This is a genomic window from Leucobacter sp. MMO-125, from assembly GCF_037148395.1.
GTDB lineage: Bacteria > Actinomycetota > Actinomycetes > Actinomycetales > Microbacteriaceae > Leucobacter.
Genome location: NZ_JBBCTL010000004.1, coordinates 161870 through 177190 on the forward strand (window position 1 = coordinate 161870; position 15321 = coordinate 177190).

12 protein-coding genes are annotated in these 15321 nt (G+C 68.0%); 2 read left to right on the forward strand and 10 right to left on the reverse strand.

The genetic code is table 11. The features are described from left to right. Positions 1 to 31: 31 nt before the first annotated feature. The 4 genes from WFI54_RS10920 to WFI54_RS10935 all read right to left on the reverse strand — a co-directional run bounded on the left by WFI54_RS10920 (position 32) and on the right by WFI54_RS10935 (position 6736). Positions 32 to 2626: an ATP-binding cassette domain-containing protein gene (locus WFI54_RS10920; protein ID WP_336652821.1), complete on the reverse strand. Its 2595-nt coding sequence runs from the start codon at positions 2624 to 2626 to the stop codon at positions 32 to 34. Then, the gene (locus WFI54_RS10925; protein ID WP_336652822.1) at positions 2623 to 3630 is read right to left on the reverse strand and encodes an ABC transporter permease; all 1008 of its coding nucleotides are present in this window, start codon (positions 3628 to 3630) and stop codon (positions 2623 to 2625) included. The genes WFI54_RS10920 and WFI54_RS10925 overlap by 4 nt, the downstream gene beginning before the upstream one ends. 114 nt (positions 3631 to 3744) lie before the next feature. Next, positions 3745 to 5331: an ABC transporter substrate-binding protein gene (locus WFI54_RS10930; RefSeq protein WP_336652823.1), complete on the reverse strand. Its 1587-nt coding sequence runs from the start codon at positions 5329 to 5331 to the stop codon at positions 3745 to 3747. A gap of 181 nt (positions 5332 to 5512) precedes the next feature. Then, positions 5513 to 6736: an amidohydrolase family protein gene (locus WFI54_RS10935; protein ID WP_336652824.1), complete on the reverse strand. Its 1224-nt coding sequence runs from the start codon at positions 6734 to 6736 to the stop codon at positions 5513 to 5515. A 168-nt stretch (positions 6737 to 6904) separates the two neighbouring features. Between WFI54_RS10935 and WFI54_RS10940 the strand changes: the two genes are divergently transcribed. Both WFI54_RS10940 and WFI54_RS10945 read left to right on the forward strand, forming a co-directional pair. After that, positions 6905 to 7270, forward strand: a complete 366-nt coding sequence (locus WFI54_RS10940; RefSeq protein ID WP_336652825.1) for a DUF2568 domain-containing protein — start codon at positions 6905 to 6907, stop codon at positions 7268 to 7270. A gap of 134 nt (positions 7271 to 7404) precedes the next feature. After that, entirely contained in the window at positions 7405 to 8511 is a 1107-nt protein-coding gene (locus tag WFI54_RS10945; RefSeq protein ID WP_442918570.1) for an LLM class flavin-dependent oxidoreductase, read from the forward strand. Between the two features lie 218 nt (positions 8512 to 8729). On the opposite strand, the gene WFI54_RS10950 is transcribed toward WFI54_RS10945, so the two are convergent. From WFI54_RS10950 to WFI54_RS10975, 6 genes are all read right to left on the reverse strand, one after another. Further along, positions 8730 to 9794, reverse strand: a complete 1065-nt coding sequence (locus WFI54_RS10950; protein ID WP_336652827.1) for a C45 family peptidase — start codon at positions 9792 to 9794, stop codon at positions 8730 to 8732. A 131-nt stretch (positions 9795 to 9925) separates the two neighbouring features. After that, entirely contained in the window at positions 9926 to 10756 is an 831-nt protein-coding gene (locus tag WFI54_RS10955; protein WP_336652828.1) for an ABC transporter ATP-binding protein, read from the reverse strand. Beyond that, positions 10753 to 11616 carry an ABC transporter ATP-binding protein gene (locus WFI54_RS10960; protein ID WP_336652829.1) on the reverse strand — a complete coding sequence of 288 codons (864 nt, stop codon included), beginning with the start codon at positions 11614 to 11616 and terminating at the stop codon, positions 10753 to 10755. The genes WFI54_RS10955 and WFI54_RS10960 overlap by 4 nt, the downstream gene beginning before the upstream one ends. Then, a complete protein-coding gene (locus WFI54_RS10965; protein WP_336652830.1) occupies positions 11616 to 12551 on the reverse strand; it encodes an ABC transporter permease in 936 nt (311 codons plus the stop codon). The genes WFI54_RS10960 and WFI54_RS10965 overlap by 1 nt, the downstream gene beginning before the upstream one ends. Then, entirely contained in the window at positions 12548 to 13495 is a 948-nt protein-coding gene (locus tag WFI54_RS10970) for an ABC transporter permease (RefSeq protein ID WP_336652831.1), read from the reverse strand. The genes WFI54_RS10965 and WFI54_RS10970 overlap by 4 nt, the downstream gene beginning before the upstream one ends. Positions 13496 to 13524: 29 nt before the next feature. Then, the gene (locus WFI54_RS10975; RefSeq protein ID WP_336652832.1) at positions 13525 to 15207 is read right to left on the reverse strand and encodes an ABC transporter substrate-binding protein; all 1683 of its coding nucleotides are present in this window, start codon (positions 15205 to 15207) and stop codon (positions 13525 to 13527) included. Between the last annotated feature and the right edge of the window lie 114 nt (positions 15208 to 15321).

The following is a 15321-nucleotide window of genomic DNA, read 5'->3' on the forward strand; positions in this document are numbered from 1 at the left end:
GGTGTCGCCGCGGGGCTCGCTGCCGCCGCGGTCAGGCCTGGCGACTCAATCGCGGCACCGCTGCGAGCAGCTGCCTGCCGTAGGTGCTGCGGGGCTCGGTGAAGAATGTCGATCCTCCGACTTCGACGGTCTCGCCTTCGCGCATCACCAGCACCTCTTCGCACAGCTCATGCACCACGGCCAGATCGTGCGACACGAGCAGGAGCGCCACCCCGGTGGTATTTCGCAGTTCACGCAGCAGCTCCACCACGCTCGCCTGCACCGACACGTCGAGCGCGCTCGTGGGCTCGTCGGCGACGATCACCCGCGGTTCGACCGCAAGTGCGCGGGCGATCGCAACTCGCTGGCGCTGCCCACCCGAGAGCTCGTGAGGGTAGCAGCGCGCAAGGGCTGGGTCGAGCCGCACCGATTCGAGCAGCGCGGCGATGCTGGCCTGCACTGCAGCGCGCGTCGCGATTCGGTGCGCCCGCAGCAGCTCACCGAGTGTCTGCCCGACGGTCATGCGCGGATCGAGCGAGGAGTATGGGTCTTGCGGCACTAATTGCACCGCCCGACGCGAGGCTTGGTCGCGGCGCGTCGGCTGCTGCTGCCCGTCGAGCAGGATCTCACCAGCGATGAGCGGCAGCTGGCCGGCAATGGCGCGGGCGAGCGTGGTTTTGCCGGATCCCGACTCCCCTACGATGCCCAGTGCTCCTCCGGCTGGCACGGCCAAGGAGACGCCGTCGACGGCGATCGTGCGACCGTAGGCCACCCGCGCGCTGCGCACCTCGAGCACGGGCGACTGCTCGGAGGCGCGCTTCGGTGGCTCTGCCGCGAGACCGGAGCGCGAGTCTGATGCGAGCTGCGGCAGTGCGGGCACCGCATCGAGCAGCGCGCGGGTATAGGGCGCGCGGGGGGACTGCACGATCTGCGCGGTATCGCCCGATTCCACCGCTCGCCCGCCGCGCATCACGATGACGCGGTCGCACAGCGACGAGACGACGGCGAGATCGTGGCTTACGAACACCAGGGTGATGCCGCGGCTGCGGCGCAGTTCGTCGAGCAATTCGAGCACGCTGCGCTGCACGGTCACATCGAGCGCGGTGGTGGGTTCGTCGCAGAGCAGGAGGGCCGGGTCGCCGGCAAGGGCCATCGCGATCACCACGCGCTGCCGCTGCCCGCCCGAGAGCTGGTGCGGATAGGCGCGCGCGATCCGCTCTGTGTGAGTAAGGCGCACCTGATCCAGCAGCTCGTGCACCCGGCGCAGGGCGTCGGAACGTGTGCCGTCGTGGGCGGCCTCGACGGCCTCTCGCAGCTGCACGCCGACACGTGTGAGCGGGTCGAGCGCTGTCAGCGGATCTTGGAAGACCATGCGCACCGGCCCGCCGGCGCTCGCCTCACCCGCTGCGATGCGTGTGCCGACGGGCATCATGCCGAGCAACGCGCGAAGCGTGAGCGTTTTTCCAGAGCCCGACTCCCCCACGATACCGACGGCCTCGCCCGGTTGCACCTCGAATGAGAGCCCCTCGACGAGCGCAGGGCCGGTCTCTGCGCCCGAAGCCTCTGCTGCGACACGCAAACCCCGCACGCGCACCTCGCCCGCGCGCAGCGCGGCACCCGCACCTGCCGCCCCAGATCCAGAACCAGAACCAGAACCAGAACCAGAACCAGAACCAGAACCAGAACCCACAGACCCCGCGCTCGACCGCTGAGGCGACGCGAGCGGCTCGGTCACGCGGGCGAGACCGCCGCTCGCGTTCCCTCGATCTCGGCTCACGCGGCCTGAGCGACCTGACCGGCCTGAGCGGCCTGACCAGCCATGTCGGCCGGCGCCCACACGCAGCGCGTCTCCGACTCCGTCGCCGATCAACGAGAGCGACACCCCGGTCACTACGACAGCGAGACCTGGCAGCGCCGAAAGCCACCAGTGCGTGGTGATGAAGGCTTGGCCATCGGAGATCATGGTGCCCCAGTCGGGCGTTGGCGGCTGGATGCCGAGCCCGAGATAGCCGAGGGTGACGATCGCCACCATGATGAGCACGATCTCGGTGGCGAGCAGCACGATCGCCTGCGGCAGCACGTTCGGCAGCAGATGCCGCAGCAGCACTCGCGCGTGCGACAGCCCACCGCCGCGGGCCGCGCGCACCCAGCCGGACTCCCGCAGCGAGGCGGTCATCGCACGAAGCACCCGCGCGTAGCCCACCCACCCCACAAGCGCGAAGGCCACGATGATGCCGCCTTCGCCGGCTCCCACCGCGAAGACGATCGCGATGATGATCACGTAGAAGGGGAAGGCGATCACAGTGTCGATCACGCGGGAGCCCACCCAGTCGACAGCGCCTCCGAAGTATCCGGTGATGAGGCCAACCGTCACCCCGATCACGAAGGGTGCCACCGCTGCGAGCACCGAGATGCGCAGGTCGGTCTGGGCTGCGAAGAGCATACGGGAGAGCACGTCGCGCCCCAGCTGATCAGTGCCGAACCAGTGCTCGGGCGAGGGCGGCAGCAGCCCGCCGGTGAGGTTCTGCGCGTTCGGCGGGTAAGGGGCGAGCACGGGAGCCAGCAGCGCAGCGAGCAGGATCAGCGTGAGCAGCGTCGCACCGGCGACGAACGCCGGCGAACGGCGGAGGCGACCCAGGGTGTTCATCGCGCAACCCCCTCGGCAGTCGGCCGCGCCGGTTCAGCTGCATCGCTCACGCGCAGACGCGGATCGAGCAGGGCTGCGAGCACGCCTGACAGCGTGGTGACGAGCACCACGAGCACCGCGCAGTACAGGGCGACGCCCTGCACTACCGGGAAGTCGCGACTGCCGATCGACTGGAACAGCAGCGTGCCGAGGCCGTCGATGCCGAACACCTTCTCAACAACAAGGGTGCCGCCGATCAGGTACGCAGTGTTGACGCTCAGCAGGGTGAGCGTGGGCAGCGCCGCACCGCGCACGACGTGGCGCCACAGGATACGGCGCTCGGGCACCTGCGCGGCGCGCAGGGTGGTGACGAAGTCGGCTGAGAGCACCTCGAGCAGTTGGGCGCGCAGCGAGCGGATCAGCGGCGGCGCCATGCCGAGCGCAACCGCGAGCGACGGCAGGAACAGACTGCGCAGCGGCTCCCCCGGCCCCGATCCGACCCCGCCGACGGGGAACCACCGCAGCTGCACTCCGAACACGATAATGAGCAGCAGACCGATCCAGAAGAGCGGCATGCCCATACCCACCGCTGGCAGCACGCGCACCAGGTGATCGACCCAGCCGTCTCGGCGCAGCGCTGCGGCGAGCGCGAGCGGCACCGCGATGATCACCGCGAGCGCCACAGCGAAGACCACGATGCCCAGACTCACGGGTGCGCGAGCGAGGATGAGTTCGCGAGTCGGCACCCCCGTGACGAGGGAGTCGCCTGTGTCGAAGCGGGTTACTACCTGTACGAGAAAATCGGTGAACTGGTGCCAGAGCGGCTGGTCGAGGCCGAGCCGGGCGCGCAGCTGTGCGACGGACTCGGGAGTGGCACGCTCGCCCAGGATCATGGCGGCAGGGTCGCCGGGCACGAGGCGCAGCAGGAAGAAGACGGCCACCACCACGCCGAGCATGACCGGCACAATGCGCGCGGTGATCCGCCCCACCGCCCGCAGCGCTCGTCGCAGCCTGTCGTTCTTCACGGTCTCACCCTACTCACGACCTCCGACATCGAACGTCGCAGCCCGCGGCCCCGCTGTGTGCGAGGCCGCGGGCCGCGACGTTCATGCAAGGATCAGGCCCTCAGGACTGTCGCGCTACTTCCCGCCGCCGCTCAGCCAGGCATCCTGGAAGCGCACGCTCGAGTTCGGCAGCACGGTGAAGCCGTGTACATCGCCGGTGGTCGCCTTCAGGTTCGAGGGGAAGAACAGCGGAATATAGGGCACATCGTCGGCGAGGATCTGCTGGATCTCGGCGTAGATCGCTTTGCGCTCGTCGCCGGGAGGCGTGGTGCGCCCCTCCTCCATGAGCGTGGTGACCTTGTCGTTCGTGTAGTGCGTCCAGTACGACTTGCTGAAGCCCTCCGGGTCGGCTTGGAAGGTGATGAACCCGTTGGGGTCGGGGGCGTCAGACTGGCCGCTGTTGAGCATGACGTCGTAGTCGTAGGCGAAGAAGCGCTCGCGGAAGACTGCGATATCGAGCTGCTCGATCTCGACGTCGATGCCGATCTTGCTGAGCGACTCCTGCACGATCTGCGCGATCTGCGCCCGCTGCGAGTTGCCGCTCGCGATGAGCAGCGTCGTCTTGAACCCGTCAGGGTAGGCCGACTTGGCAAGCTCGGACTTCGCGGCGGAGACGTCGAAGTCAAGGGCCTTCACGGTGTCGTTGGCCGAGTAGGTGATGGTGGGCGGCAGCAGTGCGTTCGCGACCTCGGCCGTGCCGAAGGTGGTGGCGGAGGTGATGCCCGGGCGGTCGAGGGCGTGGGCGATGGCGCGCCGCACATGCGGATCGGCGAACTGCTCGCGCTGCGTGTTGAAGAAGACCTGTTCAGTCGACCATCCGTCGGTTTTCGAGAGCACGGTGTCGGCTGCTGCGTCGACCTCGGCGGCATTGGCTGCCGGAACGGTATCGATCGCGTCGACCTGGCCGGCTGCGAGCTGCTGGCGCAGCTGGGTGTCGTCGGCGACGACCTTGTAGACGAGCCCGTCGAGGTAGGGCTTGCCCTCCTGCCAGTAGTGCGTGTTCTTGACGAACGACAGATCGCCGTTCGGATCCCACTTGTCGACCACGAATGGGCCGGTGCCGACGGGGTTCTTGAAGAACTCCTCTTCGCTGACACCGCCGAAATCGGCGGGGAAGATGCCGTTCGAGAAGCCCGAAAGCTCGGACAGGAACGGCGTGTACGGGGCGGTAAGGGTAATGGTGACCTCGCGGTCGCCAGTGGCCTCGATGCTCGCAATGGGGGCGGTCAGCGGCAGCGGGCCGCCCACTTCGAGGTGGCGGTTGAGCGAGAAGACGACGTCGGCGGGGGTAACCTCGGTGCCGTTCGAGAACCGCAGCCCGTCGCGCAGGGTGAAGGTGTAGACGAGGCCGTTGTCGCTCTCTTCGTACTCCGCGAGCCAGGGGCCGATCTTGCCGTGCTCGTCGAAGGCGACGAGTGGTTCGAAGATCTTGTCGATCGCGAAGGCGTTGTTGGCGGTGATCTGCTGGTTCAGGTCGAGGTTGTTCACCGCGGCGACCCTGCCGAAGGTGAGCGTGCCGCCCGCGACGGGAGTGGCGGTTTCGCCCGCGGTCTGGGGGCTCGCGCCGCCTGCGCAGGCGCTGAGCAGCAGGGCTGCTGCGGCGAGCGAGGCTGTCGCGAGCGCAAGGCGACTGCGCGACGCGGTGTGGGGCTTTCTGGGCACGGGGTCCTCCGGGTGCGGTTTGGGATCGGGCGCTGGCACACCCGACGTGGTCTATGCACATACGCTAACCGAAGCCAGATCAATGGACCACTTTGCCTGTGCCCGGCAGAACCACGTGTTTCTTCCGCGTAACCCGGTCGGCGAACCCGCCCAGAGCAAACTCTGCGCACAGTCCGAACCCTCAGATCTCCCGCAACTCCGCCGGATCGATGGGACGGCCTCCGAGCAGCACCCCAACGATGGATTGCGGATCGCTCAGCGCCCCGGGCAGCCGCGGGTCTCGGCGCAGGAGCACGCCGTCAGCCACCGCGCCATCGACGATCCGCCCCGCGAGCGCACCGCGATCCGCCACCGCACCGACATCACCCGCACGCCCCGCAACCCGCGCCAGCAACTCCGCACCCGAGCGCGTTGCGGCCAGCAGTGCCTCACCGGGCGAAAGCCCAGCTTCGACCAGCGCATCGACCTCGCGCCCGTTGCTGCCATGCTGCTCAGGAGTGCCGTAGTCGGTGCCGAGCGCGACGCGCAGCCCGGCGTCGCGCGCCCGCAGCACCGCACCAGGGTGCGCGCCGACAGCCTCGTCAACCCGCGCCCGCAGACTCGCGGGCAGCGCGCCCGCGTCGATCATGCGCTGCACGAGATGGTAGATGCGCAGCGTTGGCACCAGGGTCATATCGCGCTCGGCAGCCCGAGCGGCCTGATCCGCCGTCAAGAACAGACCGTGCTCGATACTCAGGGCACCCGCCTCGATCGCATCATCGATCGCGGCACCGCCCCACGCGTGCACCATCACCCCCGCACCGACACGCTCAGCGCGATGCACGGCGTCGCGCAGCTCGACGGCGGAGAACGTTGCATCGAGACGGGCGCCCGACGTCGAGCCGATCCCTGCGGTGCCGTACAGTTTCACCCAGCTGGCACCCCTCTCGAGCACCGATTCGACAGCTCTGTCGAGCCCGCCGCACGCATCGGCGAACGCCCTGTCGATGATGCTGACCGACGCCTGCACCCGCGGCCGCGCAGTACGCGGCATCGGGCGCAGCATCAGAGGGTCGAGGCCACCGGCGTCGCGAATGCTCGTCACGCCCGCTGCAAGCGTGCGAGCAAGCGCCCGCTCCGTGGCCGCAATGGTCTGCGCCTCGCCCAGGAGCTCGCGATCGGTGGCATCGAAGGCGTGCCAAGCCGCGTGCAGGTGAGCATCGACCAGACCCGGAATCAACCAGAGCTCATCCGCACCCCATGTCGCCGGAGCATCATCGCTCGCGCGCTCCGGCCCGCCGAGCGCGAACGCACCCGATGCCCACGAAACACGGCACGGAGCGGTGAAGCCGCCCCGCGCATCGAGGACGCGCACGCCGCGCAATGCCCTGCCCTCGTGCGCAACTGGCTCTGCTACCCCGCTCACGCCCACTCCGTCCTGCCGCACCCGGCCCGCGATCGCAGCAGCAATCTAGCACTCTGCGCTCCGATAACCGCTCGGCCGCCGGGCCACCCGCCGCGCCTCCCCCGAGCCGGCTCCTCGGTTTCCAGCGCACCGGCCCGACGCACACCACCGGTCGAATAGAATGGTGCGGTGACCAGCACCTCCGATGCCCAGCCCACCCGTGCCGCCACGATTCTGCAACTCGTGCGCGCGCTCTTCCACCTCGTCGCCGTCGCCTCGGTGACCGTGTGGGGCTTCGTCGCCTGGCCGCTGCCGTTCCCCGGGCTCCTCACCGGCTTCGCGTTCCTCGCACTCTCGGTGCTGCTGTGGGCGCTGTTCCTGTCACCGCGCCCCGTGCTGCGCACCGACCGCTTCGCGCAGGCCCTCTTCGAGCTGCTGCTCCTCGCGGCAGCAGTCGCCGCGCTGCTTGCGCTCGGTGTGTTCTGGGTCATCCCGGCGCTCTACGGCGTCGCCGGTGCCGTGGTCGGCTACGTCGCATCGAGCCGCAAGGCCTGAGCGGATCAGCCAAGCCGGCCACCCAATGGTGATCTGATCACCGGGCTGAGCCCCCCGCTCAGAAATCAGCAACCCAGCACACCCCCGCAAGCCTGCCGTAGCCGAGGAATACAACCCCATACGGCGCCGTTGCAATGGGCATGGCTCACAGCACCCATTCGACTGGCTCCGCCCCCGCCCCGCTACGCGCGGTCGCCGGGGCCAACGCCCAGCAGCTCGTCCTCGGTCTCGACACCTTCGGCGATGTCACCCGCAGCTCAGACGGCTCCCCCGCGCATCACGCGCAGGTGATCCGCGACGTGGTCGAGCAGGCCGTGCTCGCCGACCGCCTCGGCGTCGATGCGATCACCCTCGGCGAGCACCACCGCGACGACTTCGCGCTGAGCAGCCCCGAAATCGCGCTCGCGGCCATCGCCGGCCGCACCGAGCGAATCTTGCTCGGCACCGGGGTGACGGTGCTGTCGAGCGACGATCCGGTGCGAGTGTACGAGCGATTCGCGACGCTCGACGCGGTGAGCAGCGGTCGCGCCGAGGTGATCCTGGGTCGCGGCTCCTTCACCGAGTCCTTCCCGCTGTTCGGTTACCGGCTCGAAGACTACGATGCGCTGTTTAGCGAGAAGCTCGACTTGTTCTCGCGGTTGCGCCAAGAAGGCGCCGTGACCTGGTCGGGTCAGCACCGCAGTCCGCTGGTGGAGCAGGAGGTGTTCCCCAAGACCGAGCAGCCGCAGGGGGTGCGCTCGTGGATCGGCGTCGGCGGCAGCCCGCAATCCGTGCTGCGCTCCGTGCAGACGGGTATCCCGATGATGCTCGCGATCATCGGCGGCGATCCGGCCCGCTTCGCGCCGTTCGCGCAGCTCTACCGGCAGGCCCAGGATGAGCTGGGGCGGGATCCCATGCCGCTCGGTGTGCACTCACCAGGCCACATCGCCGAAAGCGACGCCGAAGCCCGCGACCAGCTCTGGCCGCACTTTGAGGCAAACCGCAACCGCATCGGCGCCGAGCGCGGCTGGCCGCGCACCTCGCGCGCAGAGTTCGAGCACGAGGCCGACACGGGCTCGCTCTATGTCGGCTCACCCGAGACTGTGGCGCAGCGGATCGCGAGCACGGTGCGCGTGCTCGGCGCCGACCGCTTTGATCTGAAGTACGCCAACGGCACGATGCCGCACGAGCAGCTCTGCGCCAGCATCGAGCTCTACGCCACGCGGGTAGTTCCCCGGGTGCGAGAACTGCTCGCTTCCTGAACTGGGGTTGCGGATCGCCGCGACGTGTCGCTCTCGGCCGGCCCGCCTGGCACGGTCGCCCGCCCGATCCACCCGATCCGCCCGACCCGCCGTGTCCACCCGCACATCCCTACACGCACCGATCGACGTTCCAGCACCTGTTTCCCGTGAAACGGGGTGCTGGAACGTCGATCGGTGCGGGACGTGGGACGCAGGCGGCCCGGCTGAAAAGCCCAGCGCTACGCGACGAGCGTGCGCCAGGTGCCTGTTTCGGCGTCGGTGGGCATGCCGTCGAGGATGCGGATCGTGCGCGCATCGGGGTCGGTGAGCACGGTTGCGAGGGTGGCCCAGCGTTCCCCGTAGCCCTTCGACATGTCAGCATGGCAGGTGAGCGGAGGCTCCCCTTCGCCGCTGAGCAGCACGCGCACCATCTCGTCGGTGGCCGCGGGAACGCCCGCGGCGAGGCGCTCGCGCACCAGCACCAGGCGCGCTGAGGAGTCGGGCTCGAACAGCTCCGACTTCTGCTCGGCGAGCGGGGTGCCGTGCTGGAAGTGATTGGTGCGCTGCACCGATCCAGCCTGCTCCTCGATCACGAAGACCCCAGCCGGGCTCATTTCAACAGACACCGCCCGCTGCGCATCGAGCATCGTGAACGCCGACGACGAAGCGATCGGTGCCTCGCGGATCAACGCGATCGCCTCGTCCACGGAACGGCACTCCGACAGCACCACGCTCGAAAGCACATGCATGGGCACCCCATCGGGGCCGTCCTGGCGGTGCCCGAGGATGTTGAAGTGCAGCGCAAGCCCGGCCTCGTTAACGCCGATCTTCGACAGGATGCCCTGCTCGGTGAGACCGGCATAGCGCAGGCCGGGGCCGATGACGGAGTGCGTGTGCCAGAACGGCTCCAGCTCGATGTGCCAGTCCCAGGTCTGCACACCGAGTCGGTGCCCGCCAATCTGCGCGGTGAGCGTCGAGCATTCGCTGCTCGCCGCCCCACCGAGGGCGATGATCTCGGTGCGCGCGTTCAGCGCGATCACCTGGGCGACGTCGACCCCGGCACCCTCGGCAATGCCCGCGAACTCCTCGAGCAGCGCCGGCCGCCACGGCTGCAGCGCGGCGATGACGCGTTCGGTGCCCTCGCGCTCCAGCTCCTCGCTCACGCCCAGCAGGCGGAACAGCTCGGCGTACTTGGCGTATGCGGCCGGCAGGGTGGCCCGCAGCGCGGCACCCCGGCTCAGCCCCAGCTCACGCGGGGTGGCGCCGGAAACATCGATGTGCAGGCGTTCGGGTCTGGTGGTCATTGGGATTCCTTCTGGGTGAGTGCGGGGTCGGGGCGGGCGGGTGCGGATCAGGATCAGAATCGGAGACCGCACGCCCGCGGCCCGGACCCGATATCTCGGCTATCGGATCCGGGCCCGGATTGTCACGAGGCTCAGGCCTCGTCGGTGAGCAGCGCCTCGCGGAGGCCGCGCTGCGGATGCCATCCGGGGCGGGGTGCGGAGGCGATGAGCAGCTGAGTGTAAGGCTGCTGCGGGCTGTCGAGCACGGCGTCGACGGTGCCCCGCTCGATGATGCGGCCCTTGCGCATCACCACGACGTCGTCGGCGATGTCGCGCACCACCGAGAGGTCGTGCGTGATGAAGAGATACGACAGGCCATGCTCGGCGCGCAGCTTCTTGAGCAGGTCGAGCACCTGCGCCTGCACCGACACGTCGAGCGCCGACACTGCTTCGTCGAGCACGATGATCTCGGGCTCGGCTGCGAGCGCCCGGGCGATCGCGACGCGCTGCTTCTGGCCGCCCGAGAGCGCGGCCGGCTTGGCGTCGGCGTGGCGTTCGGTGAGGCCGACCTCGGTGAAGAGTTCGAGCACACGGGCGCGGCGGCCCGCCTTGTCGAGGTCGGGGCGATGCGCGCGCAGCATCTCGTCGATGGTCGCCGACACCGGCAGCGAGCGGTTGAGTGAGCCCTGCGGATCCTGGAACACCATCTGCACCAGCTTCGCCCGCTCGCGCAGGGCGCGCCTCGCAGTGGTGGGCTTCACATCGTGGCCCGCGATCCTCACCGTGCCTGAATCAGCTGATTCGAGGCCGACGACCACGCGGGCGAGCGTCGACTTGCCAGAGCCCGACTCCCCCACAACGGCGAGGCAGGTGCCTGCTCGCAGCTCGCAGGAGACGTCGTCGAGCGCGGCCACGCTGGCTTTGCGGCTCAGGTGGAAGGTGCGCTTGAGGTGCTCGACCTCGATGATGGGCTGCCCGCTCATGCGCCTGCCTCCTCTGCGTTGTCGCTGCTCTCGACGCCCGCGGCGTGCGTTCCCGCTTCGGGCACGGGGTGGCCGGCAGGGTAGAGCAGGGGCCGCGCGGCCATGAGCGCGCGGGTGTACTCGGTTTTGGGGTGATCCCGGATGTCTTCCGGGGTGCCGATCTCGAGGATCTCGCCGTCTTTCATCACCGCGAGCCTGTCGCAGACCGCGGCGGCGAGGTCGAGATCGTGAGTGACGAAGATCATCGACAGGCCGTGTTCGCGGCGCATCTCATCGAGGATCGCAACGACTTCGGCCTGGGTGGTGACATCGAGGGCCGTGGTTGGCTCGTCGGCGAGCAGCAGTTTCGGCGATCCGGAAATCGCACCGGCGATCACCACGCGCTGCAGCATGCCGCCCGACAGCTGGTGCGGGTAGGAGTGGAGCACCCGCTCGGTGTCGGTGATGCCCACCTGGCGCAGCAGCTCGGCAGCGCGCGCCTGCGCGTCTGCTTTGCTCATGTTGCGGGCGTCGCTCATGCCCTCGATGAGGAAGCGGCCGACGGGCAGCACCGGGTTGAGTGCGCCGTGCGGGTTCTGCGCGATGAGCGCGAGATCGTTCGCACGGATCTTCCGCAGCGGCTCCCCGCTCGAAGCGAGCAGATCGGTGCCGTCGAGCTCGATCCGCCCCTCGACCCGAGCCCCTGAGGGTTCGATACCGAGGATGCACTTGAGCGTCATCGATTTGCCGGATCCCGACTCGCCGACGAGGCCAAGGGCCTCACCCTGCGCGAGCGCGAAGGAGTTGCCGTGGAGGATTTCAGTCTCGGCCCCGGTCTCGGGATCGGTGACGGTGAGGACGAGGTTCTCGATATGCAGCATCAGCGGGTCCTTCCTGAGGCGCGGCGACCGCCGAGCTGTTCGCCGACGTAGCCGAAGGCGGCAACGGTGATCACGATGGCGAGACCGGCGAAGATGCTCTGCTCCCAGTAGCCCTGCTGCAGCGACGCCTGACCGTTCGAGACCATGAGGCCCCAATCGGGGGTGGGCGGCTGCACGCCGAGGCCGAGGAAGGACAGCGCCGCGAGCTCGATCATGGCGTAGCCGAAGTTGATCGTCATGCCTGTCAGAATCTGCGTGCGCACATTCGGCAGGATGTGGCGCACGGTGATCACGAAGCCCGAGATGCCCTGCAGCTGCGCCGAGGAGACGTAGGGCAGGTTGCGCTCCCGCAGCGCGACGGAGCGGATGACGCGCGCCGAGTAGGGCGTGAAGCCGATGGCGAGCGCGATCGATGCGGTGAGCAGCGACGGCCCGAAGATCGCGACGGCGAGGATCGCGAGCAGCATGTTGGGGAACGCGAACAGGATATCGAGGATCCGGCTGATGAAGGCGTCAACCTTGCCGCCGAACCAGACCGCGGTGAGCGCGAGCGTCGTCGCGAGCACCGCCGTGACAACGATCACGATGAGCGGCCCGATGAGGCTGGTACGCGCACCCCAGATGATGCGGGAGAAGATGTCGCGGCCCGACTGGTCGGTGCCCATCAGGTGCGCGAGGCTCCAGGCCTCGTGACGGGAGGTGACGCTGCCCTCGTAGGGGTCGTAGGGTGCGACGATGGGCGCGAGCACTGCCATGAGCACGACGAGCACAATGATCCCGAGGCACACGATGCCGATGGGGCCGAGACGTTTCGCGAGGACGCGCCAGCCACTGACGGGCACGTCGTTGCGGTGCTTGCGGAGCAGCTGCACCGCAACGGTGTCCTGCGAGGTGGTGTTGGTTGACGGTTTGCGCGTGAACTTCTGCTGAGTCATCGTGCCGCTCCCTTGCTCAGCCGGACACGGGGGTCGATCACTGCATAGAGCAGGTCGACGATGAGGTTGATGAGGCCGAAGGCCAGCACCATGATGAGGGCGATCGCTTGCACCACCGCGAAGTCTTTCTTCTGCACGGAGTTGACGAGCAGCGAACCGATGCCGTCGAGGGTGAAGGCGTACTCGATCACGAAGGCGCTGGCGAGCAGGCCCGCAATCTGGGTGCCGAGCACCGTCGATACCGGCAGCATGGAGTTGCGGATCGTGTGGCGCCAGAGCACGAACTGTTTGGGCACACCGCGCGCGATTGCCATGATGACGTGCTCGGAGCCCTGCTCCTCGCGCACTGCGGTGCGCGTGATGCGTGCCACGACGGAGATGCCTGGGAAGGCCAGCGCGAGCGCTGGCAGGGTGAGGTGCCAGAGTCTGTCGGTGAATCCCTCACCGGATCCCGAGACCGGGAACCATCCGAGGTTCGAGCCGAAGATCGCCATGAGGATCAGCGCGGCGAAGAATGTGGGAACTGCGAAGCCGAGGTTCGAGCCGAACACCACGAGCTTTTCGAAGACGCCCGATCGGGTGGCGGCGAGCACGCCGAGGCCCACACCGAAGACGATGATGAGGATCGCGGCGAAGGCCGCAAGGAACAGCGTGGTTGGCAGGCGCGACATGACGAGGGTCGAGACGTCCTGCTGCGTGAGCAGCGAACGGCCGAGGTCTCCCTGCAGCACATCGATGAGCCAGTGCCAGTAGCGCAGCAGGAAGGGGTCGTCGAGACCGTACTGGGCGCGAATCGCGGCGAGTACCTCCGGGCTGACGGTGCGTCCCTGTACGAGGAACTGCTCCGGACTGCCCGGCGCGAGGTACATGCCCGAGAACACGATGAAGCTGGACACGACGAGCACTGCGATGAGCGCTCCGATCCGTTTCAGCACGTAGATCATTGACGATCCCTTCCTGCTGCGGTCACCGATTACTCGGCGGAGCCGAGGTCAGCGGCCCACGGGTAGTAGAGGTAGACGAACGAGGCGGGAGCGCCGGTGACGGCTTCGTTCATGTACATGCGGACGCTGAGGTCGTTGATGGGAACCCAGGGCTGCTGGTCCATGATGAGCGCCTCGGCCTTGACGGTGAGTTCGGCGCGCTTCTGCGGGTCGGCCTCGGCCAGCGCGGCGTCGAGGGCCGCGTCGACTGCGGGGTCGGAGAAGCCCGAGTAGTTCTGGTCACTGCCGGTCTTCGCAACGCTGACGAGGTGCAGCAGCGGATCGGGTGCGCTCATGTAGTTCGTGGTCACGAAGCCGTCGTAGCCCTCACGGGCGGCGGGATCTGAGAAGAACTGGCCGAACTGGGCGCTGGGCACCCCGACGGGCTCGAAGGTGATGCCGAGCTCCTTGGCGCCGTTGGCCATCTCGTTGAGGATGTCGGCGTAGAAGCTGCGCTCGCTCGGGTAGGCGATCTTGATGGGCTGCGAGAGGTCGACGTCGCTCTTCTTGAGGTCGGCCTTAGCGGCTTCGATGTCGAAGCTCAGGTCGGGCAGTTCCTTGTCGCGCAGTTCGGCGACACCCTCGATGGCGTTCCAGGGAGCCTGCGGCACCACGGAGCGCGACGGCGTGCCGGTGCCCTCGTAGACGGTGTCGGCGATGGCCTGGCGGTCGGTGGCGCGGGTGATGGCGCGGCGCACATCGGGATCACCGAAGAGACCGTTGCCGGTCGAGATGATCGCCATGATCTGCATGCCCTCACCGAAGTAGAGGTTGCCCGTGGAGCTGTCGGCGAGTTCACTCAGGGCGGGCAGCGGCACGTCGTAGGAGCCCTGGATCTCACCGGCTGCGAGCGCGGTCGAGATGGCGGTGGGGTCGACGACGAAGCTGATGTCGATCTGCTTGGCCTTGGCCTTCTTGTCGGCGTTCCAGTAGCCGTCGTAACGATCGAGGGTGATCGACTGGCCCTGCTTCCAGTTGCCTACCGTGTACTGGAACGGGCCGGTGCACATGACGCCGGTGTCGGGGTTGCCGTAGTTCTCGCCGGCGGCCTTGCGCTGCTTCTCCTGCACGACAACGCCGAGCACGGTCGAGAAGGACGAGGGCAGCAGCTGGTCGGGGGTGTTCAGCTTGACGGTGATCTCGGAGTCGCCGCTCTTGACGACATCGGCGATGTTCGCGGTGACGCCGCCGGTCCAGAAGCTACCCTCTGCGGGGTCGTTGTGACGCTTGAGCGAGTAGACGACGTCTTCGACGGTCATCGGGGTGCCGTCCCAGAAGGTGACATCGTCGCGAATGCCGATCTTCCAGCTGAGGCCGTCCGTGGTCTCGGCGCCCGTCGCGAGGTTGGGCTTGACCGAGAAGTCGGGCTGCATCTGGAAGAGCGGCTCACAGAGGTTCGCCACCACGGTGTTCTCGGAGTAGTTGAAGGCCTTGGCGGGATCGAGGCTGGCGAGCTCGCCGTAGGTCGAGTTCCAGGTGACCTTGTCGGCTTCACCCTTGGGGGCGGGGGTGGTCTGCAGCAGCTCGAGGTCGGCAGCGGCACCGCCGCTCTCCCCTCCGCCACGGCTTCCCGAGGCGCAGCCGGCGAGTGCCAGGCCCGTGATGGCAAGCAGGGCGATGGCCGCCCGTGTCTTTGCGAGAGTCACGTTGTTCTCCATTCGAAGTTTCGTCATTGAATCCTCTTGGTCCGGCACTGCGCTGGACGAAGACCCAGGAGGATCGTAACACCCAAAACGATTTGTGAAAAACGTTTTGGGTGCAACGTTTCGATAACGGAACTGGCCTTC

Excerpts from the sequence above, each read along its gene's own strand:
- WFI54_RS10920 (WP_336652821.1), bottom strand. The coding sequence starts at position 2,626 with ATGAACACCCTGGGTCGCCTCCGCCGTTCGCCGGCGTTCGTCGCCGGT.
- WFI54_RS10945 (WP_442918570.1), top strand. The coding sequence starts at position 7,405 with ATGGGCATGGCTCACAGCACCCATTCGACTGGCTCCGCCCCCGCCCCG.
- WFI54_RS10950 (WP_336652827.1), bottom strand. The coding sequence starts at position 9,794 with ATGACCACCAGACCCGAACGCCTGCACATCGATGTTTCCGGCGCCACC.
- WFI54_RS10955 (WP_336652828.1), bottom strand. The coding sequence starts at position 10,756 with ATGAGCGGGCAGCCCATCATCGAGGTCGAGCACCTCAAGCGCACCTTC.
- WFI54_RS10960 (WP_336652829.1), bottom strand. The coding sequence starts at position 11,616 with ATGCTGCATATCGAGAACCTCGTCCTCACCGTCACCGATCCCGAGACC.
- WFI54_RS10965 (WP_336652830.1), bottom strand. The coding sequence starts at position 12,551 with ATGACTCAGCAGAAGTTCACGCGCAAACCGTCAACCAACACCACCTCG.
- WFI54_RS10970 (WP_336652831.1), bottom strand. The coding sequence starts at position 13,495 with ATGATCTACGTGCTGAAACGGATCGGAGCGCTCATCGCAGTGCTCGTC.
- WFI54_RS10975 (WP_336652832.1), bottom strand. The coding sequence starts at position 15,207 with ATGACGAAACTTCGAATGGAGAACAACGTGACTCTCGCAAAGACACGG.